Raw genomic sequence first — 23,897 nt, forward strand, 5'->3', positions numbered from 1 at the left:
TCATATAAAGATATCTTTATATCCCGCCGTGCGACCTTGCCGGCGGTGAACGCATTTTGGCGTGACAGACGTTGGAAAGTCGAGCGATGACTGAAGCTCAACACATTGAGATCGATAGAAATTCCTTGCCGAATGGCGAGGAGGTTCGGGCAGCGCTTACCCAAGCGGCCTCCGAACGCATCCTGATCCTCGATGGCGCCATGGGCACGATGATTCAGCAGCTGAAGCTCGATGAGGCCGCCTATCGCGGCGAGCGCTTCAAGGACTGGCATAAGGATGTGCGGGGCAACAACGACCTGCTCAACCTGACCCAGCCGGACGCGATCCGAGCCATCCACCTGCAATACTACCTCGCCGGCGCCGACATGGTGGAGAGCAACACGTTCTCGTCCACCGACGTGGTGATGGCCGATTACGGCATGCAGGAGCTCGCCTACGAGCTGAACTATGCCGGGGCCAAACTCGCCCGCGAGGCAGCGCAGCAGGCGTTCGACATCGACGGCAAGCGCCGCTTCGTGGCGGGCGCGCTTGGGCCGCTGAACAAGACCGCATCGATGTCGACGGACGTCAATTCGCCGGGTCACCGGGCGATCACCTTCGACCAGATCGTCAAGGGCTATGCAGAGGCGATCAACGGACTGATCGACGGTGGCGCTGACGTGCTGCTGTTCGAGACGATCACCGATACGCTGAACACCAAGGCTGGCATCTTCGCGGCACAGCGCATCTTCACCGAGCGCGGCTATGAGTTGCCGGTGATGATCTCTGGGACGATCACGGACCTGTCGGGTCGCACGCTCTCCGGTCAGACGCCGACGGCGTTCTGGTACTCGGTGCGGCATGCCAAGCCCTTCACCATCGGGCTCAACTGCGCGCTCGGCGCCAATGCCATGCGCGCCCACATCAACGAGCTCAGCGACGTCGCGGACGCGCTGATCTGCGCTTACCCGAATGCCGGGCTGCCCAACGAGTTCGGCGGCTATGACGAGTCGCCGGAGTTTATGGCGCGCCAGCTCGAGGGTTTTGCCCGCGACGGCTTCCTCAACATCGTTGGAGGCTGCTGCGGTTCGACCCCGGACCACATCCGGGCGATCAAGGAAGCAATGTCGAAATACAAGCCGCGGAAAATCCCCGAGGTGCCGACCTTCCTGCGGCTGAGCGGGCTCGAGCCGTTCACGTTGACCGAGGACATCCCGTTCGTGAACATCGGCGAGCGGACCAATGTCACGGGCTCGGCCAAGTTCCGGAAGCTCATCACCGCCGGCGACTACACCGCAGCGCTCGAAGTGGCACGCGACCAGGTGCAGAACGGCGCGCAGGTCATCGACATCAACGTCGACGAGGGCCTGCTCGACAGCCAGAAGGTGATGGTCGAGTTCCTCAACCTGCTCGCGGCGGAGCCGGATATCGCCCGCGTTCCGCTGATGATCGACAGCTCGAAGTTCGAGGTGATCGAGGCGGGGTTGAAGTGCGTGCAGGGCAAGGCGCTGGTCAACTCGATCTCCATGAAGGAAGGCGTCGAGAAGTTCCTCGAAGCTGCCCGGCTGGTGCGTTCCTATGGCGCTGCCGTGGTGGTGATGGCGTTCGACGAGCAGGGCCAGGCCGATACCTATGAGCGGAAGGTCGAGATCTGCACCAAGGCCTATAAGCTCTTGACCGAGGAAGTCGGCTTCCCGCCCGAGGATATCGTCTTCGACCCCAACGTCTTCGCCATCGCCACGGGCATCGAGGAACATGTCGGCTACGGCATCGCCTTCATCGAGGCGACGAAGGCGATCCGGCAAACCCTTCCGCACGCTCATATTTCCGGCGGCGTGAGCAATCTCAGCTTCTCGTTCCGTGGCAACGAGCCGGTGCGCGAGGCGATGCACTCGGTGTTTCTCTACCACGCCATCCAGGCGGGCATGGACATGGGCATCGTCAATGCCGGTCAGCTGGCAGTGTACGACTCGCTGGAGCCGGGGCTGCGCGAGGCCTGTGAGGATGTGATCTTCAACCGTCGTGCGGATTCGACCGAGCGGCTCTTGGAGATTGCCGAGCGGTTCAAAGGCCAGGCCGGTGGCGAGCAGAAGGCCAAGGACCTGACTTGGCGGACCAAGCCCGTGGCTGACCGCATCTCGCATGCGCTGGTCAACGGCATCACCGAGTTCATCGACGAGGACACCGAGGAGGCCCGCCTCGAGTCGGCACGGCCGCTGCATGTCATTGAAGGCCCGCTGATGGCCGGGATGAGCGTGGTCGGCGACCTGTTCGGCTCTGGCAAGATGTTCCTGCCGCAGGTGGTGAAGTCCGCCCGCGTGATGAAGCAGGCCGTGGCGCATCTCCTCCCCTTCATGGAGGCGGAGAAGAACGCCGACGGCAATGCGACCGGTCGGAAGAGCGCCGGCAAAATCCTGATGGCGACGGTGAAGGGCGATGTGCACGACATCGGCAAGAACATCGTCGGCGTGGTTTTGAGCTGCAACAACTACGAGATCATCGACCTTGGCGTGATGGTGCCGACGGCGAAGATCCTCGAGACCGCCAAGGCCGAGAAAGTCGACGTCATCGGGCTTTCGGGCCTGATCACCCCGTCGCTGGACGAGATGGTGCACGTCGCCTCGGAGATGGAGCGCGAGGGCTTTACCGTGCCGCTGCTGATCGGCGGCGCGACGACCTCGCGCGTCCACACGGCGGTGAAGATCCACCCCCAGTATCACGGCGGTCCGACGGTGCACGTGCACGACGCGAGCCGCGCCGTTGGCGTGGTGTCGTCGCTGCTGTCGCAGGAACAGCGTCCGGCCTATGTCAGCGACGTGAAGGCCGAGTACGAGCGGCTGGCCGAAAAGCACCGGCAGAGCGAGGCCGAAAAGCAGCGGACGCCGCTCAGCAAGGCACGCGACAACCGCTTCAAGCCGGACTGGAGCAACTACACGCCACCCAAGCCGACCTTCCTCGGCACGCGTGTGTTCGAGAACTACGACCTGGCCGAGATCGCCAAATACATCGACTGGACGCCGTTCTTCCAGGCCTGGGAGCTCAAAGGCCGCTTCCCGGCGGTGCTCGAGGACAAGGACCAGGGCCCGGCTGCGCGCCAGCTCTGGGACGATGCCCAGAAGATGCTGAAGGAAGTGATCCAGAAGAACTGGTTCCGCCCCAAGGCGGTGATCGGTTTCTGGCACGCCAATCAGGTTGGCGACGATATCCGGCTCTATACCGACGCCGACCGCAAGGATCAGCTGGCGACGTTCTTCACCCTGCGCCAGCAGCTGTCGAAGACCGGCGGCAAGCCGCACATGGCGCTGGCCGACTTCGTGGCGCCCGAGGGCACCCCGGACTATCTGGGCGGCTTCGTCGTCACGGCTGGGCTCGAGGAGAACGTCATCGCCGAGCGCTTCGAGCGGCGGAACGACGACTACTCGTCGATCCTGATCAAGGCACTGGCAGACCGCTTCGCCGAGGCGTTCGCCGAACTGATGCACGAGCGGGTGCGGAAGGAATTCTGGGGCTACGGCGCCAGCGAGGCCTTCGCGCCGACCGACCTCGTCGGCGAGCCCTACCAGGGTATCCGCCCTGCCCCGGGCTATCCGGCGCAGCCGGACCACACCGAGAAGACGACGCTGTTCCACCTGCTCAACGCCAAGCAGCGGATCGGCGTGGAGCTTACCGAGAGCTACGCCATGTGGCCGGGCTCGTCCGTGTCCGGTATCTACCTCAGCCACCCCGAGAGCTTCTATTTCGGCGTGGCCAAGGTCGAGCGTGACCAGGTGGAGGACTATGCCCGGCGCAAGGGCATGGCGATCCGCGAGGTCGAGCGCTGGCTCGGGCCGATCCTCAACTACACGCCGAGCGCGGACAAGGAGGCGGTATGACCTCTTCTGCTCCGTTCGCGCGTCGCGACCGCTCCGTGCCGGTGACTGTGGTCACCGACAAGGCGGCGCTCGCGCGCTTCGGCGGGCGTGATACCGCCGTGGTGCATCTTGATCCGCCGCTGCACGCCCATGAGCCGGGAACCGAGTGCATCGCCTGCGAGAGCCGCGGCAATGTGCGGGTGCTGCTGTTCGAGCTGCAGGAAAAGGTGCGGCTCGGGATGGCCGAGCCGTTCGTGCGCGTCGTCGTCGATGCGACCGACGTCAGCGACCGGGACGCCGTCGCCGATGCGATCGTGCCGGGCAAGCTCCCGGCGTTCGGCCTGAGAGACCACACCGTGGCCCGCAACTTTCATCTGGCGGAGGTGATTTGATGGCCGCCCTCGACTTCTTCGTCCGGCGATCGGTTGATGACACCTCCCCGACAAGCCGAGCCGCATTATTGGCGCTCGGCGACGCTGAGCGGGGCCGGCGGCTGGGCGACCTGCAGTCCGAGATCCGCTCCCGGCTGGCGGCGGCCAGCGACCCACGTGATTGGCGTAACCAGATCGGCATGATCGTCGCCGACCTGCGCCGGAATGGCCACGAACTACGGCGCGAGGGCGATGACGCCCAGTCTCACGCGTGGCGCGGCGAGGCGGGCCAACTGGCCGTCACCTTCTGCCGCGACGGAAACACCGTGCTGGACTGGCAGGCCTGACCGTTCAACACGGACCTTTCACGGGCACGTCCGTGTTGTTTTCGCAGTGAAATCCTGCCACGCTTGGGCATCGTGGACCGCCACCATTGGTGGCGCGACGCGCGTACGCTTGAGGGGGCGTGTCAATTGTCAGACCCACATGAACCGTTCTCGATCAATGTCGGGAGCAAGCTGCTTTTCGGCGCCGTCATGCTCATGGGCCTCGGTGTGGTGGCCATCATCCTGTTGCCCATAGCGACGGCGTTCAGTCCCGCACCGGAGCCCGATCCCGGTCCGGCGAGGATCATCGGCGTCGTAGTGCCGGGAATCATGCTGGCGATCGTTGGCGTGGTCGTCGGCCTGATCGCCGGGTTGTTTCTCGGCTATGCCCAGGGAAAGTACCCGCGCTCCCGCTCCTAATGCGCGTGCTCGGTGACGCACTCGCCGTGATCGGCCAGCACTTCGATGATGCGGCAGTCGCAGATGCGCCCGTGGCCGCATTCCTCGACCATTCGCGCCAGCTCGCCGCGTAGCGCGGTGAGGCTGGCGATGCGGCGGTCGATTTCGCTGAGATGGTTGCGGGCGATGCTGTCGGCCTGATGGCAGGACGCTCGCGGGGCGCCGGCCATATCCAGCAGTTCGCGGATATCGTCGACCTCGAAGCCAAGCTCGCGCGAATGGCGGATGAAGTTCAGCCGTTCGACTTCCGGCTTGCCGTAGCGACGCTGGTTGCCTTCCGTACGCGGCGGCGACGACAGCAGCCCGATCTGCTCGTAGAAGCGGATTGTCGGCACTTTTACGCCGGTCAGTCGGGACAATTCGCCGATCGGCAGATTCATCGCATTCACCCCTTGATCCTCTAGTGGCTAGAGGTCCTAGATGTATGCGGACATGATGAAGAATCCAAGGAGCGCCCCATGTCCGAGGCCGCTGAGAAGCTGAAGTTCCGCATTGGCGGCATGGATTGCGCCGCCTGCGTGACCAAGATCGAGAACGCTGTCGGGCGGCTTCCGGGCGTCGGCGAGGTGGCGGTGTCGCTGCCGAACGGCACGCTGACGGTGACGCACTCGGGCGACATCGCCAAGGGCGCTATCGAGCGGCAGGTGAAGGCGCTGGGCTACTCCATTGCGCCCGCAAAGTCCGTGGCGCCGGCCACAAACGATCATAGCCACGCCGATCATGACCACGGTGACCACAGCCACAATCATGACCGTGAGCACGATCACTCCGGGCATGCCGAGATCATCGACGGGCCGTGGTGGCGGACCCGCAAGGCGCTGCTGACTTTCATCTCGGGCGCGGCACTGCTGGCGGCCTACATCGTGGGACAGTTGTTCCCGCAGATCGGCCACTGGGCGTTCTTTGTCGCCATGGCGGTAGGGCTGATCCCCGTTGCGCGCCATGCCGTGGTTGCGGCGATGACCGGCACGCCGTTCTCTATCGAGACACTGATGACGATTGCGGCGGTCGGCGCGGTGTTCATCGGCGCGACAGAGGAAGCGGCCACGGTGGTGCTGCTGTTCCTCGTCGGCGAATTGCTCGAGGGCGTGGCAGCTGGCCGGGCGCGAGCCAGCATCCGCGGCCTTGCCGACCTGGTGCCGAAGCTGGCGCTGGTGGAGCGCGACGGCGCCACCAGCGAAGTGCCAGCAGTGCAGCTCGCGGTAGGTACCATCATCCTGGTGCGGCCCGGCGACCGGATCGCTGCGGATGGCGTCATCGTCGAGGGCAGTTCGGCCATCAACGAGGCGCCGGTGACCGGCGAGAGCGTGCCAAAGACCAAGGGGGTTGGCGACGAGGTGTTCGCGGGCACGATCAATGCCGACGCGGTGCTGCGCGTGCGGGTGACGGCTGCTGCTGCCGACAACACCATCGCGCGCGTCGTGCGGCTGGTCGAGGAAGCGCAGGAGAGCAAAGCACCCACCGAGCGGTTCATCGACAAGTTCTCGCGCTACTACACGCCCGGCGTGCTGGTGGTCGGCGCGCTGGTCGCCATCCTGCCACCGTTGCTGGCTGCCCAGGCCTGGGATGAGTGGATCTACAAGGGCCTCGCGATCCTCCTGATCGGTTGCCCGTGCGCGCTGGTGATCTCAATCCCCGCAGCTATCGCTGCTGGCCTCTCAGCTGGTGCCCGGCGCGGGCTGTTGCTGAAGGGGGGCGCGGTGCTGGAGCAGTTGCGGAAGATCGATACCGTGGCGCTCGACAAGACCGGCACCCTCACCGAGGGCAAACCGGAGGTGACCGACATTGTCGGCGTCGGCCGGACCGAATCCCAGGTGCTGTCGATGGCAGCGGCGCTGGAGACCGGTTCGAGTCACCCGCTGGCGGTGGCCGTGCTGGCGCGCGCCGGTGCCGACAAGGCATTCGTGCCCCCGGCGACCAATGCCAAGGCGGTACCCGGCAAGGGTGTCACCGGCAAGGTCGGCGGCGAGGACCTGTTCCTCGCTTCGCCCAAGGCAGCGGAAGAACGCGCGCCGTTCGATGCAGCGCTGCGTGAGCGGATCGGGGCGCTCAACGATGCCGGCAAGATCGTCTCGGTGCTACTGGTCGGCGATCAGGTAGCGGGCTTCCTCGCCATCCGCGACGAGCCGCGCGCCGATGCCGCCGAAGGACTAAGCCGGTTGCGGGAAGCCGGCGTCACCACGGTGATGCTGACCGGCGACAACGAGCGGACGGCGAAGGCAATCGGCGCCGACCTCGGCATCGAGGTTCGCGCCGGCCTCCTGCCCGAGGACAAGCAGCGGATCGTGCGCGAACTGCAGCAGCAGGGCCGCGTGGTGGCCAAGGTGGGCGACGGCATCAACGACGCCCCTGCCCTTGCGGCTGCCGATATCGGTATCGCCATGGGCGGCGGCACGGATGTGGCGCTCGAAACCGCCGACGCCGCGATCCTTCACGGCCGCGTCGCCGATATCGCGAACATGATCGGCCTGTCGAAGGCAACGATGGGAAATATCGCCCAGAACATCACCGTGGCGCTCGGGCTGAAGGTGGTATTCCTCGTGACGACGATCGTCGGCATTACCGGTCTGTGGCCGGCCATCCTCGCTGATACTGGCGCAACCGTGATCGTGACGATCAACGCAATGCGTTTGCTTGGCTGGAAGGCTCGCTAGCCAAGCAAATCGGCTGTCAGCATCTTGTCACCGGCCATCCTCTATTGTCCGACCCAGGAGGAGGCCAGCGATGACCCGGTGGAACATTGCCCTCGGAATGTTGATTGCCTGCGAGAGCCTGATCATGGTGGCGCTGATCGCCGCCACGCTTTAGGCCCGAAACAACAACGGCTCCCCGGGGGGAGCCGTCTGTTTTGGACTGCAGGATCTGCTGGGACCCTGGTGCGGTCGAGAAGACTCGAACTTCCACGCCTTGCGGCACAGCGACCTCAACGCTGCGCGTCTACCAATTCCGCCACGACCGCACGCCGAGGTAGATGCAACGCCGAACCGGCGAAGCGAGGCAGCGTGTAGCAATGGTCGGTCCGGGGCGCAAGCGATTAATTGCCGATATGGCAAGGCAGGTTGCCAATTGGCAAATCAGGCCGGGCGGCGGACTTTTTCCGTGAGCTCGACGCTGAGCCGGCCATCCTCGACCTTCACTTCGCCGCGGGCGATCAGGGTGTTGTTGGCGTAGATGCGCAGCGGGTCGTTCTCGCCGGTGTCGAGTTCGATCACCGCCCCGCGGCCCATGCGCAGCAGGTGATGCACCGGCATGCTGGCAGCGCCAAGCTCCACGGTGATATCGACTTCAATATTGTCTAGAGTGTTCATACATAAACCGCGAACGATCATCCCGGCTGAATCGCGCCGGGCCCCTTGTAAGAGAGCATCGGCTGCCCATGCTTACCGAAGCGTTAACGACTGACCCAACTTGCGACACCGGGACCAAACTGTTCCGGAGCGACGGCGTGCCGGTCGAATGGCGAATCTCGGAGGGGTATGTCCCCTATCTCGAGGCGCTGGAGGCGATGAAGGCGCGAGCCGCCGCGGTAGCGGAAGGCGCGGCCGGCGAGCAGGTCTGGCTGCTGGAACATCCGCCGCTCTATACCGCCGGCACGTCAGCGGCGCCCGAGGACCTGCTCTCGCCCAATCGGTTCCCGGTCTACGACGCGGGCCGCGGTGGGCAGTACACCTACCATGGCCCCGGCCAGCGGGTCGTCTACTTCATGCTCGACCTGCGTCAGCGCGGCCGGGATGTGCGCTGCCTGGTGCAAGGGCTCGAGGGCCTGATCATCGACACGCTCGCGGCCTTCAACATCAAGGGCGAGCGGCGTGATGGGCGGATCGGTGTGTGGGTGGCTCGGCCGGACAAGGGGCCGGGTCGCGAGGACAAGGTGGCGGCGATCGGCGTGCGAGTGAGCCGCTGGGTGACGTTCCACGGCATTGCGATCAATGTGTCGCCGACCCTTTCACACTTCGATGGCATCGTGCCGTGCGGCATCTCCGACCAGGGGGTGACCAGTTTCGAGGACCTCGGGCAGCTCGTCTCGATGGCCGAGGTTGACGGTGCACTGCGTGCGGCGTTCGAGCGTCGCTTCGGGCCGACAGCAGACCTGCGTCCGGAAACACTTGTAAGTGCCGCCTGATACACGCATTTTCTGATTGACCGATTCCATCAGGGGTGAGGCCATGACGCTGGACGATCTCAAGAAAATCTTCCTTAGCCCGACGCTGTTCCGGCTCGAGACCATCCTTTCGCCGCGACTTGTGCCGGTGCTGTATGCGACCGGCCTCGCTGCGCTGCTGCTGTGGTCCGTGGGGCACCTGTTCGCGAGCTTCGGCCGCAATTTTGGCGATGGGCTCTGGGGGCTGCTCGAGATCGCGGTCTATGGCGCGTTGTTCCTCATTGTTCTGCGCATCGTCTGCGAAGTTCTGCTGGTATTCTTCAAGGCGAACGAGACTGTGACACGAACGGTCAGCCTGAGCCGCGTGCCGACCTCGCTGATTGACGAGGTGCGCGACGCGATCCACGATATCGCCGAGGACGAGCCTTACGAGGACGACGAGAGCAGTGACGGTACACCACCCCCTGCCCCGACGACGCCGGCTGTGCGGCGGACGGCCAAGCGGACGCCGCCCCCGACCGCCAAGCCCGACATCTGAAACAAAAAAGGCCGCCTGAGGGCGGCCTTTTCAGTTCTAGGCTGCGACCGGGCTGCCGCGCCGGGACTTGAGCACTTCGTCGAGGCTCCAGGCGCCGGGGCCGGCGAATACGAGATAGAGGAATACGAAGCAGAAAAGCACGGCGCCATCACCACCATTGGCGGCCGGGATGATGCTGCCGCCCATCGGCACGTGCATCATCCAGAACGCATAGGCCATTTCGCCGGCGAGGATGAAGGCGACCGGGCGGGTGAACAGGCCAAGGATGATGGCGAGCCCGCCGAACACTTCGAGGATGGCCGCAAGGCCCATCAGCGAGAAGATCTCGACGCCGCCCATGTCCGACGCCGGGAAGCCGAACAGCTTCTGGGTGCCATGGGCCATGAAGCAGAGCGCGGTGACGACGCGAAGGACGGCCAGCGCCTGCGGCTGGTACCTGTTGAGTGCTTCGAGATTCATTGGTCTTTTTTCCTGCTGGACGCCTCGGAGGTGGGCGCATCAGGAAACAAGAGCCTCAGGCTCAGGATTCGGGTCAACTGAAGGTTTGGTAACCTGACAGGCTTGTGATCGGCCGTGATCAGGTCTGCCCTGCTTCCATCGCAGACTGCCGATCATTGCTTTTTCCGCCGGTTTGGCGCATAGGCACGCGCCAATGACACAAGCTCCAAAAATCGGCCTGGTCAGCCTCGGCTGCCCCAAGGCCCTCGTCGACTCCGAACGCATCATGACGACGCTGAGATCGCAGGGCTATGCGTTCTCGCGCGACTATGAGGGCGCGGATATCGTGCTGGTGAACACCTGCGGGTTCCTCGACAGCGCCAAGAAGGAAAGCCTGGAGGCGATCGGCGAGGCCGTCGGCGCCAATGGCCGCGTCATCGTCACCGGCTGCCTCGGCGTCGAGGAGCAGATGATCCGCGACACCCATCCGAGCGTGCTCGCCGTCACCGGCCCGCACCAGTACGAGGATGTGGTCAACGCGGTGAACACCCACCTGCCGCCGGTGCCGAACAAGTTCGTCGACCTGGTGCCGGAGGCTGGCCTCAAGCTGACGCCGCGGCACTACGCCTACATGAAGATCTCCGAGGGCTGCAACAACCGCTGCACCTTCTGCATCATCCCGCAGATCCGCGGCGACCTGGTGTCGCGCCCGATCGCTTCGGTGCTGTACGAGGCCGAGCGCTTAGTGGCGACCGGCGTCAAGGAGATCATGGTGATCTCGCAGGACACCTCGGCCTACGGTGTAGACATCAAGTACGCGAATTCGAAGTTCCGTGGCCGCGACGTCTCGGCGAAGTTCCAGACGCTGGCCGAGGAACTGGGCCAGATGGACGTGTGGACCCGCCTCCACTACGTCTACCCCTACCCGCATGTCGACAGCGTCATCCCGCTGATGGCCGAGGGCAAGATTCTCCCCTATCTCGATATCCCGTTCCAGCACGCCTCGCCGCAGGTGCTGAAGTCGATGCGCCGCCCGGCCAACCAGGTGAAGACGCTCGACCGGATCAAGGCCTGGCGCGCCATGGCGCCCGACCTCGCGATCCGTTCCAACTTCATCGTCGGCTTCCCGGGCGAGACCGAGGAGGACTTCGAATTCCTGCTCGACTGGTTGGAAGAGGCCGAGATCGACCGCATCGGCTGCTTCGAGTACGAGCCGGTGACCGGCGCTCCCGCTAACGACATCGAGGGCATCGTCCCCGATGACGTAAAGCGCGACCGCTACGAGCGGCTGATGGAAGTGGCGCAGGACATCTCGGCTCATGTGCTGTCGAAGAAGGTCGGCCGCACCATCGACGTGCTGGTCGACGACGTCGAGCCCGATACCGGCCGCGCCATTGGCCGCAGCCAGTGGGACGCGCCGGAGATCGACGGCACCGTGATCATCCATGAAGCCGACGGCATCAAGGTCGGCGACAAGGTGTCGGTGCTGGTGACCGAGTCGGACGAGTACGACCTGTTCGCCGTGCCGTCCTCAGTTGCCGCCAAGGGCGACCGGAAGCCTGCCGCCGTCGCCAGCTGATGGCCAGCCACCGCGAGTATGAACTGGCGCCGGGCGACACCGCCCTGCGCCTTGGTCGTACGGCCCGGCTCATGGGCATTCTCAACGTCACCCCTGACAGTTTCTCGGACGGCGGGCGCTTCGATGCGCTGCCGGCGGCGCTGACGCAGGCGCGGCTGATGCTGGCCCAGGGCGCTGATATCATCGACATCGGTGGCGAGAGTACTCGGCCGGGGGCTGAGGAGGTGTCGGTAGCCGACGAGTTGGCGCGAGTGCTGCCGGCAATCGGCGCGCTGCGGGCTGACGGGATCACGGCGCCGATCTCGATCGATACATACAAGGCCGAGGTGGCCGAGCGGGCGATTGTCGCCGGGGCGACTATCATCAATGACGTTCACGGGCTGCAGCGCGAGCCGGAGGTCGCGGCCGTGGCGGCGCAGTACGGTGCGCCGCTGGTGGTGATGCATTGGGACAGAGGCCGGGACACGTCGCGCGACGTGATGGCCGAGATGGCCCGGTATTTCGATGTGACGCTGGCGATTGCCGACAAGGCAGGCGTCCAACGCAGCCAGATCGTGCTCGATCCGGGTTTCGGCTTCGCCAAGTCGCTCGGCGAGAACTATGAAATCCTGCGACGGCTGCCAGAGCTGGTGGCGCTGGGCTTTCCGGTGCTGGTCGGCACCTCGCGCAAGTCGATGATCGGCCAGCTGCTGGATATACCGGCCGACGAGCGGCTGGCGGGGACGGTGGCGACTTCGGTGCTCGGCTACGCGGCCGGTGCACATATCTTCCGCGTCCACGACATCAGGCCCAACCGCGACGCCTTGCGCGTCGCTGAAGCGGCCCTATATGGACCGCATAGTCAGGACTAGTGACGTGACCAGAGACTTCGACGGCGACCGCATCATCCTCAGGGACCTGGGGTTCTTCGGCTATCACGGTGTGATGCCGGAGGAAGCGGTGCTGGGCCAGCGCTTCTTCGTCGACCTCAAATGCGGCGTCGACCTCGGCCAGGCGGGACGCAGCGATGAGCTGGAGCATTCAATCTCCTATGCCGAGATCTACAACGTCGCGAAGGCAGCGTTCGAAGAGCGGCGGTTCAAGCTGATCGAGGCGGTCGGCCAGCATGTCGTCGATCGGCTCTTCGAGGCGTTTTCCGCGATCCGCTGGATCGAAGTTCGCGTGCGCAAGCCGTCGGCACCGATTGCCATGGTAGCCGGCGAAGCCGCGATCGAGCTGCATCGCCACCGGGACATCAGCTGATGGCGCGCGCCTGGCTAGGGCTCGGGGCCAATATCGGCGATCCACCGGCGCAGGTGCGCGAGGCGGTGCTGCGGCTTGACGCGCACCCGGGCATCGATGTGGTAGCGCAATCGACGATGCTGATCACCAAGCCCTGGGGTAAGACGGACCAGCCCGACTTCTCCAACATGGTGGTGGAGATCGAGACGCACCTGGGGCCGCACGAGCTGCTCGACGCCTGCCTTGGAGTCGAACTCGAAATGGGCCGGGTTCGCGACATCCGGTGGGGTCCGCGCCGTATCGATATCGACATCGTGGCCTACGAGCGGTTGGAACTGCACAGCGAGTGGCTGCACTTGCCGCATCGGTTCGCCCACGACCGAGACTTCGTCCTCGACCCGCTCCGCGAGATTGCGCCTGATGTCGCGGAGTGGATCATCAGCCGCTCGCGCGCTCAGTAATTCGGCCTTCGGACGCCCCTACCCTTTACGTCCGCTTCGGCTTCGTGCGATCTCACGTGGGACTAAGCAGATCGGGGCGATGTTGGTGGGTTGGATGCAGGACAAGTACGAACGCTACGCGGCGTTCGTCATCGCGGTGTATTGCGCCGTGTGGATTGCGTGCCTGCTGACCCTGCCGGGATTCTATCTCGATACCTACGACATGTTCGCCTTCGGTCAAGGCTGGCAGCTGGGTTACTGGAAGCATCCGCCCCTGCCGGCCTGGCTGGCCGAAATCGGCTTCGTCGCAACCGGTGGCTGGCCGCAGTCGCAGTCGGTCCTGGCGGTCGGGGCTGCCGGGCTCACGCTCGTCTATCTGTTCCGGCTGTCGCGCGACATCAAGGGCGCCCAACTCGCACTGCTGGCCGTGGCCATCTCGATGGTCAACTACTACTTCACCCGCCCGATCGAAACGCTGAACCACAACATTGTGCAGCTGCCGCTCTGGGTGATGACGGTGTTCTATTTCCGTCGGGCATTCCTCACCAACAGCCGTATCGCCTGGGTGCTGCTCGGGGTCGCAGCGGCGCTGCTGATGTATGCGAAGTATAGCGGGGGCATCCTCCTGATTTTGCTCGCCGCCTTTGCGGCGGTGGAGCCGAACTACCGCCGACGGCTGGCCTCGCCCGGCCCCTATGTCACCGCGGTGACGGGGCTGCTGATCCTGTCTCCACACCTCTACTGGCTGGTGGCAAACGACTTCCTGCCGTTCCGCTATCCGTTCGAGTCGATGCCGCGGTTCACCAACCTGGTGGACCGCGCCATCTCCCCCGTGATGTTCGTGCTGGCACAGGTCGCCTTTCACCTGCCCATGTTGCTAGTACTGGCCCTCGGCCTTGTCGGCTGGCGCAAGGGTCGCGAGAAGCTGACATTGGCGGGCGCGGACACCTCGCGTTCCGATTTCTGGCTGATCATGCTCTCCGGTGTCGCTCCGATCGTGCTGGTGGGCCTGTCGTCAGTTTGGTCCGGAAGCTCGATCCGGCCTGAGGTGGGCGGCTCGCTCGTCGCGCTCTCGGGCCTCGTCCTGGTGCTGCTGCTTCCGACGCCCCTCAAGGTAAGGCGGCCGCTGCTGGCCGGGATCGTGTGGGCGATGCTGATGATCGGGGCACCGATCGGCTGGGTGGTGTCGCTGCATCTGGGCGCCAACGCCGGTCGCGTTGCCCCGGAGCTAATCCCTGACCGCATGCTTTCGGCTGCGATGGAGGCGAACTGGAAATCGCGCATGTCGACGCCCCTGCAGATCGTGGCCGGCCGTTCGATCGATGCCGGTCCGGTCTCGCTCTACGCCAAGCCACGGCCGTTAGTGCTGATCGATTTCGACTTGCAGCACAGCTCGTGGATCACGCCAGGACAGCTCGACCGCGACGGCGCCTTGGCCGTATGGCGCGAATGGGGCGACAAGCTTGAGCCGCCGGAGGGACTGGTTGCCCTGGCCGACGGCAGGCACTTGGAAGTTGGTGGTGACGTCACCGTACCGGTGAACGACAAGACCAGCGTGCGCTACGGCTGGGCGATCATCCACCCCAAGTAGTGGGGCCTAGCGCACCATCTCCAGCACCCGCACGGCGGCATCGAAGTCCAGCCGGCGTTTCACACGCCGTTCTGTGGCTTCTTCGACCTCGCCCCACAGGCGGACGTTGTAGTCTTCGTCGACATGGGCAGCGGCCCAGATCTCTTCCGGCGTCATCAGCTTCTCGCGCAGCGCGATGCTGAGCAGGCCCGAGCCGGTGATGCCGGTGAGGGAGTTGAGGGCGACGATTTCGATCAGGTTGGTCCCAGCGAGCGACTGACCGAGACGCGCAAGGGTTGCTGCCGGCTGCGGCTGGTGGACGATGCCGATGGTTGGCTGGAAGCTGATGTCGAAATGGCGGGCGATGCGAACAAGCGCCGCGTCCCAGACCCGCTCCTGCTCGGCGACGAGTTCTCGCGGCGTATCGGCGCGGTAGAGCAGAAGGTCGTTGCCGGAATACTTGACGATCTCGTCGCGGAGCGCTCCGAGGCGCTCCTCGCCGGCTTCAATAGCCGAGTTGACCAGCCGCACGATCGGCATGACCTTGGGATCGATGAACTCGCCCTGCGCCGCCCATTCCTCGGCCATGGCCTCCGCCAGGACGCGTTGGGGCACCACCACCGGGGTCTGCCCGGGCGTGCGCGGCGAACGGCCGTCCAGCGTCACGGCGAAGCCACCGGCGGCCGTACCGACCCCGACATCCTTGTAGAAGCGCTTGGGCAGCTCGACCTTGTTGAGATGCTGGGCGCGACCGTAGCCATCATTGCGGTGCTGGTGGGCGTCGTCGAGGAACTCGCGCATCGGTCTACTCCAGCACGCGCTCGATGGCGGCATCGAGCTCGGCGTAATCGTGGATCAGCGTCCCTGCCCCTGCCTTCAGCAGCTCGGCCGCCTCGTGATAGCCCCAGCTGACCCCGATGGCTCGGGTGCCGGCGGCCCGCGCCAACTCCATGTCATAGACCGTATCGCCCACCATCACTGTCTGGTGCGGCTCGGCGCCGGTATCGGCCATGGCGCTGAGCAGCATGCCGGGATGGGGCTTGGAGGGATTGTGGTCGGGCGTCTGCAGGGTGACGAAATGGCCCTCGATGCCGTGATTGCCCAGGATTCGGGCGACGCCGGTGAGACCCTTGCCAGTAGCGATCCCCAGCACCGTGCCCTTCCTCTCCTTCAGCCGGTCGAGTGCCTCGCGCGCCCCTGGATAAAGCGGTTCGCGGTCGACATCGTGCTCCAGCGAGGCTTTGTAGAAGCTTCGGTACTGGCCGACGATGCCCTCGATCACATCGATATCGTCGGTGCCCGCCAGCTGCCCGACGGCGATCGGGAGAGACAGGCCGATGATCTGACGCACCTGCGCGGCAGTCGGCGGCACCAGGTCGAGCGACGCGAATGCTGCGCCCATGTGCTCGGAAATGAGCGCCTGGGTGTCGATCAGCGTGCCGTCCATATCGAAGACAATGAGCCGCATGCGAGTGGTCCTCGTTCGGCCCGTTCAGAACCACAAAACGCGGGGCATGTCACGCCCCGCGCGAGGCCGCCGACTACTGGGCGGCGAAGCAGTAGAGCAGGCCAGCGCCGCCGGTGCCGATAAGGTTGTCCTGGCTGCAGCCGCGCGACGGGTGGGCCGCGTTCCACGATGTGGCTGTCGCGAGCGTGTCGGGTCCCAGGCGGTCGGCGTGGCCGAGCATCGCCGTGCCTTCGCCGTTGAGGGTCCAGTCGCCGCAGGTCTGGCCGACGGCCAGTGTGCCGTCGGCATTCGAGCCGGTGAGGATGTCGTGCTGGTTCGGCTCGTCGCCACGGCCCTTGGTTATGGCCCCCGTCTCCGACAGCGCGGTCTGCTTGGTGATGTTGTTGGCGTCCGAGTGGAGGTTGGCGACATCGGTGGCGATCACGTCGCCCTTGAAGTTCTGCCACGGCCCGGCGCCGATCCGGTCCTTGGCGTTGACGCCTTCGGCGCTGAGGTAAGCCTTCCAGGTCTTGCCAATGGAGCCTGCGGCCTCCGCCAGCTTCGCGCAATGCGCGTCGGCGCCATCGAGGCCGCCGAGATTGGCACCGTCCCCCACACCCACGCTGGTGACGAAGAAGGTCATGGTGGTTGCGTCCTGCGCAATGGCCGGTGCAGCAATGGCGAGGGTCGCCGCGGTGACAGCGGCGAGAACGATCGTTTTCATTGGCATCTCCCTGTGCGCCGCAATGGGCCGCGACAGGTGAACACACGAGGCCGACGTTTCGTCCGGCGCTCGCGCCGATTTGATCAGTCCTGCTCGGGGTCCTGGTCCTGCGCGTCGTAGCGGTCGGCATCGAAGCCGAGCACGTCGAACGTCGCCTGCATGTGCGGCGGCAGCGGCGCGGAGACGTCGAGGAACTGGCCGCTCTTCAGCGGCAGCCGGATGCGGCGGGCGTGCAGGTGCAGGCCCTTGCTGATCTGCTCCGGCGCTTCCCAGTTCTCGATGTTGAAGTAGCGCGGATCGCCCATGATCGGGTTGTGCAACTGCGCCATGTGCACGCGCAGTTGGTGCGTGCGCCCGGTTACCGGCTTCAGTGTCACCCAGGCGAAGCGGCGGGCGGCGGTGTCGGTGGTCGAGTAGTAGCTCATCGAATGCTGCGCGCCGGGCGTGCCCTGTGGCACCACCACCATCTGTTCGCCATCGGTAGTCGCCTGCTTCGCAAGGAAGCAGGAGATCGAGCCCTGCTTGGGGTGCGGGTTGCCCCACACCACGGCCCAGTAGATCTTGCGGGCCTGGCGCGACGAGAACACCTCGCCGAAATGCGCCGCAGCCGCCTTGGTCTTGGCGACGACGAGGCAGCCCGAGGTATCGCGGTCGAGGCGGTGGACCAGCCGCGGCGCCTCGCCCTTCTTGTTCGGGAGGCTCTTCAGCAGCGCATCCATGTGGCGCTTCGTGCCGCTGCCGCCCTGCGAGGCGAGGCCGTGCGGCTTGTTGAACACGTAGAGGTCGTCGTCCTCATAGAGGATGATGTCGCGCAGGAACTCGGCATCCTTCGAGTTGATCTCGCCTTCGGCCCGCTCCGGCGCGGCTTCGATCGGCGGCACGCGGACGACCTGCCCGGCGGCAAGGCGGGCATTGGCCTTCACCCGGCCGCTGTCGACGCGGATCTGGCCCGAGCGCAACAGCTTCTGGAGGTGACCGAAGGTGACCTGAGGAAAGTGCGTCGCGAACCAGCGGTCGAGCCGCATGCCGTCTTCGTCGCGAGCGACGGTCTGCTGTCGTACGCCGCTCATGCAATCACCCGCATGGCCAGCATGCCCATCCAGAGGCCGGCAAGCGACAGCAGCACCGAGCCGACGATGTAGATCGCCGCCAGCATGACATCGCCGCGCTCGATCATCGTGATGGCGTCGAGCGAGAAGCTCGAGAAGGTGGTGAAGCCGCCGAAGATGCCCACGGCGACGAACAGCCGAATCTCGTTCTGGTACTGCGGCGTGAACTTGGCGAGGACGCCGATCAGCACGCCCATAGCGATCGACCCGGCGATGTTGACGAGGAACGTCGCCACCGGGAAGCCGTTGGCGAGCGCGCCGATCCAGTTCTGCGCACCAAAGCGCGCCAAGGCGCCAAGCGCGCCGCCAATTCCAACGAGAAGATAAGCTTGCATGGGCTGACTTCTACGGGCAGCGCCCGCGGAAGACCAGCCCTATGCGAGGCGGTTTGCGTCAGGTCGCCGAAGCTGCCTGTTCGTCGTCATCGCCGTCGATATCGAGCGCCGGGGCGACCGCCGACGAGACCAGGCCGCTGAGCGTGCCGCCCTTGAGGCCGAGTTCGGCAAGGAGCGCATCGATCAGCGGCGCCTGGCTGCGGTAGCGCAACGCGGCATCGACCGCCTGATCAGCGATCCCACCGCCGGCATGGCCGTTCATCCCACCATTGCCGCCGCCGCCACCCGACAGGCCATCGACGTGCAGGATCTTGATCCCCTCGATGTTCTCCATCGGCTTGACGGACTCGGCTATGATTGACGGTAGGGCCTGAATGAGGGCCATGCGGATGTTCATGGCGATCTGCTCGGGCGACAGGTGGTTGGCGGCCTCGTTGAGCTTCTGCTTGCCTTCGGCCTCGACCGCGTAGGTGACCTCGGTGGCGGCGGCCCTGAGCTTGGCGGCTTCCGCCTCGCCTTGGGCCAGCGTGCGTGCCGCTTCGGCGCGGTTCTTGGCGGCCTGCTTTTCGGCGTCGGAGGAGACCACGATGTTGATCGAGGCCTTTTGGGCCTCCTGCTCGGCTTCGATCAACTGGATGCGCTTGGTGCGCTCGGCCACCTCGGTCATTCGCGCCGTCTCCACCTCTTCGGCGGCCTTGGCGGCCAGAGCACGGGCGACGTCGGCCTTGGCCTCAGCCTTCGACTGCTCCTCGGACTTGGCGGCCACCGCGGTGGCGCTGGTCTGCTCGGAGATGGCGATGGCCTGGTCGGCCTTGATCGCCGCTTCCTTCATCTGCTGGCGCGAGAGGGTACGCGCGGCCTCGGCTTCGGTAGCGCGCTGGGCGCGGAGGCTTTCGATCTCGGCGTTCTGCTGGTCGATGCGGATGGCGATTTCGCGCTCGTTGTTGAGGCGGGCGTACTCGGAGTCACGGGTGATCGTGAATTGCTCCTGCTGCGCCTCGAGGTTCTTGCGCGCGATGGCCACCTGGGTGTTCTGCTCGATCTCGTTGCGGGTCTTGCGCCGGTCCTCGATCGCCTCGGTCATCTTGGTGAGACCTTCGGCGTCGAACACGTTGTTGGGATTGAAGAATTCGCGATTGGTCTGGTCGAGGCCGGTAAGCGACACCGACTCGAGCTCAAGGCCGTTCTTGAGAATGTCCTCAGAGACCGCGGCTTGCACCTTCTGGACGAAGTTGACCCGCTGCTCGTGCAGCTCCTCCATCGCCATCTCGGCGGCGACGGCCCGGAGCGCATCGACGAACTTGCCTTCGACCAGCTCCTTCAGCGCCTGCGGCTCCATGGTGCGGCGGCCCAGCGTCTGGGCCGCGTCGGCAATGGCCTCGGCGGTCGGCTGCACGCGGACGTAGAACTCAGCCTGCACGTCGACGCGCATGCGATCCTTGGTGATCAGGGCCTGCTCGGCAGTGCGCACCACTTCGAGGCGGAGGGTGTTCATGTTGACTGGGATGGTTTCATGCAGCACCGGCAGCACCAGGGCGCCGCCGTTCATGATCACCTTCTGCCCGCCGAAGCCGGTGCGGACGAAAGACACTTCCTTGCTGGCGCGGCGATAGAGCCGGGCAATGATCATGCCGATCACGAAGATCGCGACGATGATGATGGCGGCCACGATCAGGGTCGAAATGAGCTGGTCGTACATGCGGGGCTATTCCTGTGGCGGGGTGAGGCGGGTGATGGCGCGATAGACGTTCTTGTCGCGACCGACGATGAAGACGCGGTCGCCCGCGGCATAGGTCGAGCCCGGCTCGCCGGGCTCGAGCAGGATGTAATGGGTGCGACCGCGAAGGTCGGTAGTTTTGGCCTCGGCAGGTTGGCCCTGCTTAGCCTCGCCGCGAATGATGGTTGCGTAGCTGCCGACGAGCTCGGACCGGCTGGCCGCCTCGGACTGATCCCGGGGGAAGATGTCGCCGAGCCAGCGGCCGAGGTGGCGCGTGGCGAAGCTGGCGCCGGCAACGGCCGGTACGGCGGCTAGCCAGGGGCTCAGCGGGTTGCCGGCGGCTCCGGTTACCACCCACTGGACGAGATAGCCCGAGAGCGCGAACCCGGTGAGGAAGATGACGAGCAGCGCGAGGAACGGCAGCCTCCCGACCGAGAACCAGCTGAGAACATGGGAGAGCGGGCCGACTTCGGCGCCGCTGAGCTCGGGCGCATCGAGGTCGGAAACATCGATGCCCGGCAGCGCCGCTTCGATGGAGGCGGAGGGTGAAAAGCCGATGAGGAGGGATAGCAACTCGATCACGCCGATCGCCAGCATGACGATCAATGCAACCGTGAACGGTGCGAACTCCGGCGCGAACAGTTCTATCTGGCCCCTCCCCTGATCCCTTCAGGTCATATGGGACTGTTGTGACAGTTTTCCATGGGGCGCAAGGACTTCGGGGCGCGGATTCTCGATATGGCTAATCTTGGTTGTTCAGATGCCGCCAAGCAAAGGCGGGAGCGCTAGTTGTCTCCCTCCTCCTCGCGGCGCTGTTCGCGGCGGCTCGACCAGAAATCGAGGCGCTTGATCACCTCGCGTTCGAAGCCGCGTTCGTTCGGCTGGTAGAACTCCGGCCGCCTGTCACCGGCGAGTTCGTCCGGGAAGAACTCTTGGCCGGAATAAGCATCCGGATAGTCGTGGTCGTAGCGGTAGCCCTTGTTGTAGCCGAGCTCCTTCATGAGCTTGGTCGGGGCGTTGAGGATGTGCTTGGGCGGCGGCAGCGAACCGGTCTGCTGGGCCAGCGCCTTGGCGTTGGCAAAGCCGACCATGGCGGCGTTGGACTTGGGTGCGGTCGCGACATAGGCGATGGCCTGCGCCATGAACAGCTCGCCCTCGGGGAAGCCGGTGCGCTCGAAGGCGTTCCAGGCGGTGATCACCTGCACCATCGCCTGCGGGTCGGCCATGCCGACATCCTCGGAGGCGGCGCAGGCGAGACGCCGGAAGATGGTGTCGGGGTGCTCGCCGCCGACCAGCATGCGCTGTGCCCAATACATGGCGGCCTGCACATCGGAGCCGCGCAGGCTCTTATGGAAGCAGCTGAGCAGGTTGTAGTGCTCCTCCTGCCCCTTGTCGTAGACCGGGGCGCGCTTCTGGACCGTTTCGGCGAGCGCGGCGACGTCGAGCATCGCGTCCTCGGGGAGTGCGAACAGCTCTTCGGCAAGGCCGATCAGGTAGCGGCCATCGCCATCGGCCATCTCCAGCAAAGCGTCGCGGGCTTCGGCTGTGATCGGGAGTTTGCGGCCGACATGCGCCTCGGCGCGTTCGGCGAGGATGGCGAGGTCGGGCTTTTCGAACCGGCGGAGGGTGTAGACTTTGGCGCGCGAGAGGAGCGCTGCGACCATCGAGAAACTGGGGTTCTCGGTGGTGGCGCCGATGAGGATGACGGTGCCATCCTCGACGTGGGGCAGGAGCGCGTCCTGCGTGGTGCGGTTGAAGCGGTGGAGTTCGTCTACGAACATTACCGTCTGCCGGCCTGCCCCGAGGCGCAGCGCCTTGGCGTCGGCGATGACCTTGCGGAGGTCGGCTACGCCCGAGAGCACTGCCGACAGCTGCACGAAGTCGAGCCCGACCTCTTTGGCGACCAACCGCGCAATCGTCGTCTTGCCGACCCCGGGTGGGCCCCAGAGGATGAACGACGAAACGCGACCGGCGGCGACCATGCGGCCGATCGGACCGTTGGGCCCGAGCAGATGATCCTGCCCGATGACGTCGGCGAGCCGCTGCGGCCTCAGGGCCTCGGCGAGCGGACGCGGCGCGGCATCATCGAACAGCGAAAGCATCAACCACTCACCTCGGCCCGGACGATCCGGCCACCCCGCTGTAGCACAACGCGCCAACTCTGCGGACGATCGTTGGCCAGCTTGGCGAAGCTCTCGGCGCTGTCGGTCGGGTCGCCGTTGAGGCTGAGGATCAGGTCCCCGGCCCTGAGGCCCATGTCGTCAGCCGGGGAGCCGGACTCGACACCGCGGACCAAAACCGCGTGGGTATCGTAGGGCAGCCCCAGTTCCTGCGCCACGGCGGGCGTAACGGTTTCGACCGACGTGCCGGAGAAGCGCGTGTTACCGGAGACCGACACCGGCTTGCTGGCGCCCGGAGGGGCTTCCAGCGTGATGATCTTGTCCTCGGTCTTGCCGCTGCGGAAGTACTGCAGGTCCGCGGTGGCGCCAACCGGCTTGGTGGCGAGGCGGAAATCGAAGGCGCTGGGCTGCTCGATGTTGAAACCATCGACGGAGAGGATGACGTCGCCATCGGCGAAGCCGGCCTTCTCGGCGGGACCGCCCGGCGCGAGTTCGCTGATCAGCGCGCCGCGGGCCTGGCCAAGGCCGAGGCTGTCGGCGAGATCGGCGGTCACCGGCTGCATGCGGGCGCCAAACCATGGGCGGACCAGCGCGCCGCCGGAGATGCCGGTCTCGGCCACGAGCTTCGCCATATTGGCGGGGATGGCGAAGCCGATGCCGACCGAGCCGCCGGAGCGGGAGACGATCGCGGTGTTGACGCCCACGAGATGGCCCTGCAGGTCGACCAGCGCACCGCCGGAATTGCCGGGGTTGATGGCGGCATCGGTCTGGATGAAGAACTCGTAGTTCGAGCTTTCAACGCCAGTGCGCGCCAGCGCCGAGACGATGCCCGAGGTGACGGTCTGGCCGACGCCGAACGGGTTGCCGATGGCCAGCACCAGGTCGCCGACTTCGAGCTGATCGGAATCGGCGAAGGTCAGCGCCGGGAAGGTAGTGCCCTTGGCATCCTTCACCTTCAGCACGGCGAGATCGGTTTTGGGGTCGTCGAGCGCCAGGTCAACGGCGTACTCGTGCCCATCGTTGGTGGAGATGCGGATGTCGGTGGCGCCTTCGATCACGTGGTGGTTGGTGAGAATGACGCCGGCGCCATCGACGATGACGCCCGAGCCCAGCGATTGCGATTTCTGCGGGCGGCTGTCCATGAACGGGCTGTCGCCGCCGAAGAACTGCGAAAAGAATGGGTCGTTGAGGAACGGTGACGTCGCCTGCTGACTTATGGTCGTGGCGTAGACGTTGACCACGGAGGGCGTCACCGACTTGACCACCGGCGCGAAGCTCAGTTGCATCTCGGTCCGGGTGGCTGGCACAGCCCTCGTCTCCGGCGCCGCCGTCTCAGCGGCCTGGGCAGCGATCGCGACCGGCGCTGATGGCGTCGTTCGACTCGAAATCTCCGCATACCCGAACACCAGTGCGGCACCGGCGGCGACCCCGCCGAGCGCCATGATCCAACCCTGTTTCGACATCGTCACATCCTCAGGCGATACCGCGCGGACAACGCGCTGCGATGACCCGACAAACGCCGCGAATCTGGCGCCTTTTAGGTGCTGGGCTTACGGATTGGTAATCCCTGA

24 protein-coding genes and 1 tRNA gene are annotated in these 23,897 nt (G+C 65.4%); 12 read left to right on the forward strand and 13 right to left on the reverse strand.

Going from position 1 to position 23,897, the window contains the following annotated elements:
• Positions 1-86 precede the first annotated feature (86 nt).
• The 4 genes from metH (at position 87) to AC1DWU_RS07520 (ending at position 4,947) form a co-directional block, all read left to right on the forward strand.
• Positions 87-3,851, forward strand: a complete 3,765-nt coding sequence (gene metH / locus AC1DWU_RS07505) for a methionine synthase (RefSeq protein ID WP_477149341.1) — start codon at positions 87-89, stop codon at positions 3,849-3,851.
• A complete protein-coding gene (locus AC1DWU_RS07510; protein WP_477149342.1) occupies positions 3,848-4,222 on the forward strand; it encodes a hypothetical protein in 375 nt (124 codons plus the stop codon). Before metH ends, AC1DWU_RS07510 begins: the two co-directional genes overlap by 4 nt.
• Positions 4,222-4,548: a hypothetical protein gene (locus tag AC1DWU_RS07515; RefSeq protein ID WP_477149343.1), complete on the forward strand. Its 327-nt coding sequence runs from the start codon at positions 4,222-4,224 to the stop codon at positions 4,546-4,548. Before AC1DWU_RS07510 ends, AC1DWU_RS07515 begins: the two co-directional genes overlap by 1 nt.
• 126 nt (positions 4,549-4,674) lie before the next feature.
• Positions 4,675-4,947 carry a hypothetical protein gene (locus AC1DWU_RS07520; protein WP_477149344.1) on the forward strand — a complete coding sequence of 91 codons (273 nt, stop codon included), beginning with the start codon at positions 4,675-4,677 and terminating at the stop codon, positions 4,945-4,947.
• Here AC1DWU_RS07520 and AC1DWU_RS07525 read toward each other — a convergent pair.
• Positions 4,944-5,366 carry a MerR family transcriptional regulator gene (locus AC1DWU_RS07525; RefSeq protein ID WP_477149345.1) on the reverse strand — a complete coding sequence of 141 codons (423 nt, stop codon included), beginning with the start codon at positions 5,364-5,366 and terminating at the stop codon, positions 4,944-4,946. The genes AC1DWU_RS07520 and AC1DWU_RS07525 overlap by 4 nt on opposite strands.
• Positions 5,367-5,444: 78 nt before the next feature.
• Between AC1DWU_RS07525 and AC1DWU_RS07530 the strand changes: the two genes are divergently transcribed.
• Complete coding sequence (locus AC1DWU_RS07530) at positions 5,445-7,640, forward strand: heavy metal translocating P-type ATPase (RefSeq protein WP_477149346.1); 2,196 nt, start codon at positions 5,445-5,447, stop codon at positions 7,638-7,640.
• Positions 7,641-7,860: 220 nt separating this feature from the next.
• Here AC1DWU_RS07530 and AC1DWU_RS07535 read toward each other — a convergent pair.
• Positions 7,861-7,945, reverse strand: a tRNA-Leu gene (locus AC1DWU_RS07535).
• 115 nt (positions 7,946-8,060) lie between these two features.
• Positions 8,061-8,294 carry a FliM/FliN family flagellar motor switch protein gene (locus tag AC1DWU_RS07540; protein ID WP_477149347.1) on the reverse strand — a complete coding sequence of 78 codons (234 nt, stop codon included), beginning with the start codon at positions 8,292-8,294 and terminating at the stop codon, positions 8,061-8,063.
• Between the two features lie 68 nt (positions 8,295-8,362).
• Here AC1DWU_RS07540 and lipB point away from each other — a divergent pair, with 68 nt between their 5' ends.
• Both lipB and AC1DWU_RS07550 read left to right on the forward strand, forming a co-directional pair.
• The gene (lipB, locus tag AC1DWU_RS07545) at positions 8,363-9,109 is read left to right on the forward strand and encodes a lipoyl(octanoyl) transferase LipB (RefSeq protein ID WP_477149348.1); all 747 of its coding nucleotides are present in this window, start codon (positions 8,363-8,365) and stop codon (positions 9,107-9,109) included.
• A 43-nt stretch (positions 9,110-9,152) separates the two neighbouring features.
• The gene (locus AC1DWU_RS07550; protein WP_477149349.1) at positions 9,153-9,626 is read left to right on the forward strand and encodes a DUF4282 domain-containing protein; all 474 of its coding nucleotides are present in this window, start codon (positions 9,153-9,155) and stop codon (positions 9,624-9,626) included.
• 36 nt (positions 9,627-9,662) lie between these two features.
• Here the strand turns inward: AC1DWU_RS07550 and AC1DWU_RS07555 are convergent, their stop codons facing one another.
• A complete protein-coding gene (locus AC1DWU_RS07555; RefSeq protein ID WP_477149350.1) occupies positions 9,663-10,085 on the reverse strand; it encodes a DoxX family protein in 423 nt (140 codons plus the stop codon).
• A 193-nt stretch (positions 10,086-10,278) separates the two neighbouring features.
• Between AC1DWU_RS07555 and rimO the strand changes: the two genes are divergently transcribed.
• From rimO to AC1DWU_RS07580, 5 genes are all read left to right on the forward strand, one after another.
• On the forward strand, positions 10,279-11,643 hold the full coding sequence (gene rimO / locus AC1DWU_RS07560) for a 30S ribosomal protein S12 methylthiotransferase RimO (protein WP_477149351.1): 1,365 nt from the start codon (positions 10,279-10,281) through the stop codon (positions 11,641-11,643).
• Positions 11,643-12,494, forward strand: a complete 852-nt coding sequence (gene folP, locus AC1DWU_RS07565) for a dihydropteroate synthase (protein ID WP_477149352.1) — start codon at positions 11,643-11,645, stop codon at positions 12,492-12,494. Before rimO ends, folP begins: the two co-directional genes overlap by 1 nt.
• A 4-nt stretch (positions 12,495-12,498) precedes the next feature.
• Entirely contained in the window at positions 12,499-12,885 is a 387-nt protein-coding gene (folB, locus tag AC1DWU_RS07570; protein WP_477149353.1) for a dihydroneopterin aldolase, read from the forward strand.
• Positions 12,885-13,325, forward strand: coding sequence for a 2-amino-4-hydroxy-6-hydroxymethyldihydropteridine diphosphokinase (folK, locus tag AC1DWU_RS07575; protein ID WP_477149354.1), 441 nt, complete (start codon positions 12,885-12,887; stop codon positions 13,323-13,325). The genes folB and folK overlap by 1 nt, the downstream gene beginning before the upstream one ends.
• Before the next feature lie 94 nt (positions 13,326-13,419).
• A complete protein-coding gene (locus tag AC1DWU_RS07580) occupies positions 13,420-14,895 on the forward strand; it encodes a glycosyltransferase family 39 protein (protein ID WP_477149355.1) in 1,476 nt (491 codons plus the stop codon).
• Between the two features lie 6 nt (positions 14,896-14,901).
• On the opposite strand, the gene AC1DWU_RS07585 is transcribed toward AC1DWU_RS07580, so the two are convergent.
• The 9 genes from AC1DWU_RS07585 to AC1DWU_RS07625 all read right to left on the reverse strand — a co-directional run bounded on the left by AC1DWU_RS07585 (position 14,902) and on the right by AC1DWU_RS07625 (position 23,789).
• Positions 14,902-15,675 (reverse strand): ATP12 family chaperone protein, encoded by a 774-nt coding sequence (locus AC1DWU_RS07585; protein WP_477149356.1) that lies wholly within the window; start codon positions 15,673-15,675, stop codon positions 14,902-14,904.
• 4 nt (positions 15,676-15,679) lie between these two features.
• On the reverse strand, positions 15,680-16,342 hold the full coding sequence (locus AC1DWU_RS07590) for an HAD-IA family hydrolase (RefSeq protein WP_477149357.1): 663 nt from the start codon (positions 16,340-16,342) through the stop codon (positions 15,680-15,682).
• A gap of 73 nt (positions 16,343-16,415) precedes the next feature.
• Positions 16,416-17,045, reverse strand: coding sequence for a hypothetical protein (locus tag AC1DWU_RS07595; protein WP_477149358.1), 630 nt, complete (start codon positions 17,043-17,045; stop codon positions 16,416-16,418).
• Positions 17,046-17,128: 83 nt separating this feature from the next.
• Entirely contained in the window at positions 17,129-18,115 is a 987-nt protein-coding gene (locus AC1DWU_RS07600; protein ID WP_477149359.1) for an RluA family pseudouridine synthase, read from the reverse strand.
• On the reverse strand, positions 18,112-18,489 hold the full coding sequence (gene crcB / locus AC1DWU_RS07605) for a fluoride efflux transporter CrcB (protein ID WP_477149360.1): 378 nt from the start codon (positions 18,487-18,489) through the stop codon (positions 18,112-18,114). The genes AC1DWU_RS07600 and crcB overlap by 4 nt, the downstream gene beginning before the upstream one ends.
• A 58-nt stretch (positions 18,490-18,547) precedes the next feature.
• Positions 18,548-20,188: a flotillin family protein gene (locus AC1DWU_RS07610; RefSeq protein ID WP_477149361.1), complete on the reverse strand. Its 1,641-nt coding sequence runs from the start codon at positions 20,186-20,188 to the stop codon at positions 18,548-18,550.
• Positions 20,189-20,194: 6 nt separating this feature from the next.
• Positions 20,195-20,854: a YqiJ family protein gene (locus AC1DWU_RS07615; protein WP_477149416.1), complete on the reverse strand. Its 660-nt coding sequence runs from the start codon at positions 20,852-20,854 to the stop codon at positions 20,195-20,197.
• Between the two features lie 137 nt (positions 20,855-20,991).
• A complete protein-coding gene (locus tag AC1DWU_RS07620) occupies positions 20,992-22,308 on the reverse strand; it encodes a replication-associated recombination protein A (RefSeq protein ID WP_477149362.1) in 1,317 nt (438 codons plus the stop codon).
• Positions 22,308-23,789, reverse strand: a complete 1,482-nt coding sequence (locus AC1DWU_RS07625; RefSeq protein ID WP_477149363.1) for a DegQ family serine endoprotease — start codon at positions 23,787-23,789, stop codon at positions 22,308-22,310. The genes AC1DWU_RS07620 and AC1DWU_RS07625 overlap by 1 nt, the downstream gene beginning before the upstream one ends.
• Positions 23,790-23,897 lie beyond the last annotated feature (108 nt).

It is taken from the genome of Devosia sp. P2_G7 (genome assembly GCF_056403495.1).

Bases quoted from the DNA above. Each gene is read 5' to 3' on its own strand.
- metH (WP_477149341.1), top strand. From the start codon at position 87: ATGACTGAAGCTCAACACATTGAGATCGATAGAAATTCCTTGCCGAAT.
- AC1DWU_RS07510 (WP_477149342.1), top strand. From the start codon at position 3,848: ATGACCTCTTCTGCTCCGTTCGCGCGTCGCGACCGCTCCGTGCCGGTG.
- AC1DWU_RS07515 (WP_477149343.1), top strand. From the start codon at position 4,222: ATGGCCGCCCTCGACTTCTTCGTCCGGCGATCGGTTGATGACACCTCC.
- AC1DWU_RS07525 (WP_477149345.1), bottom strand. From the start codon at position 5,366: ATGAATCTGCCGATCGGCGAATTGTCCCGACTGACCGGCGTAAAAGTG.
- AC1DWU_RS07530 (WP_477149346.1), top strand. From the start codon at position 5,445: ATGTCCGAGGCCGCTGAGAAGCTGAAGTTCCGCATTGGCGGCATGGAT.
- AC1DWU_RS07540 (WP_477149347.1), bottom strand. From the start codon at position 8,294: ATGAACACTCTAGACAATATTGAAGTCGATATCACCGTGGAGCTTGGC.
- lipB (WP_477149348.1), top strand. From the start codon at position 8,363: ATGCTTACCGAAGCGTTAACGACTGACCCAACTTGCGACACCGGGACC.
- AC1DWU_RS07550 (WP_477149349.1), top strand. From the start codon at position 9,153: ATGACGCTGGACGATCTCAAGAAAATCTTCCTTAGCCCGACGCTGTTC.
- AC1DWU_RS07555 (WP_477149350.1), bottom strand. From the start codon at position 10,085: ATGAATCTCGAAGCACTCAACAGGTACCAGCCGCAGGCGCTGGCCGTC.
- rimO (WP_477149351.1), top strand. From the start codon at position 10,279: ATGACACAAGCTCCAAAAATCGGCCTGGTCAGCCTCGGCTGCCCCAAG.
- folP (WP_477149352.1), top strand. From the start codon at position 11,643: ATGGCCAGCCACCGCGAGTATGAACTGGCGCCGGGCGACACCGCCCTG.
- folK (WP_477149354.1), top strand. From the start codon at position 12,885: ATGGCGCGCGCCTGGCTAGGGCTCGGGGCCAATATCGGCGATCCACCG.
- AC1DWU_RS07580 (WP_477149355.1), top strand. From the start codon at position 13,420: ATGCAGGACAAGTACGAACGCTACGCGGCGTTCGTCATCGCGGTGTAT.
- AC1DWU_RS07585 (WP_477149356.1), bottom strand. From the start codon at position 15,675: ATGCGCGAGTTCCTCGACGACGCCCACCAGCACCGCAATGATGGCTAC.
- AC1DWU_RS07590 (WP_477149357.1), bottom strand. From the start codon at position 16,342: ATGCGGCTCATTGTCTTCGATATGGACGGCACGCTGATCGACACCCAG.
- AC1DWU_RS07595 (WP_477149358.1), bottom strand. From the start codon at position 17,045: ATGAAAACGATCGTTCTCGCCGCTGTCACCGCGGCGACCCTCGCCATT.
- AC1DWU_RS07600 (WP_477149359.1), bottom strand. From the start codon at position 18,115: ATGAGCGGCGTACGACAGCAGACCGTCGCTCGCGACGAAGACGGCATG.
- crcB (WP_477149360.1), bottom strand. From the start codon at position 18,489: ATGCAAGCTTATCTTCTCGTTGGAATTGGCGGCGCGCTTGGCGCCTTG.
- AC1DWU_RS07610 (WP_477149361.1), bottom strand. From the start codon at position 20,188: ATGTACGACCAGCTCATTTCGACCCTGATCGTGGCCGCCATCATCATC.
- AC1DWU_RS07620 (WP_477149362.1), bottom strand. From the start codon at position 22,308: ATGCTTTCGCTGTTCGATGATGCCGCGCCGCGTCCGCTCGCCGAGGCC.
- AC1DWU_RS07625 (WP_477149363.1), bottom strand. From the start codon at position 23,789: ATGTCGAAACAGGGTTGGATCATGGCGCTCGGCGGGGTCGCCGCCGGT.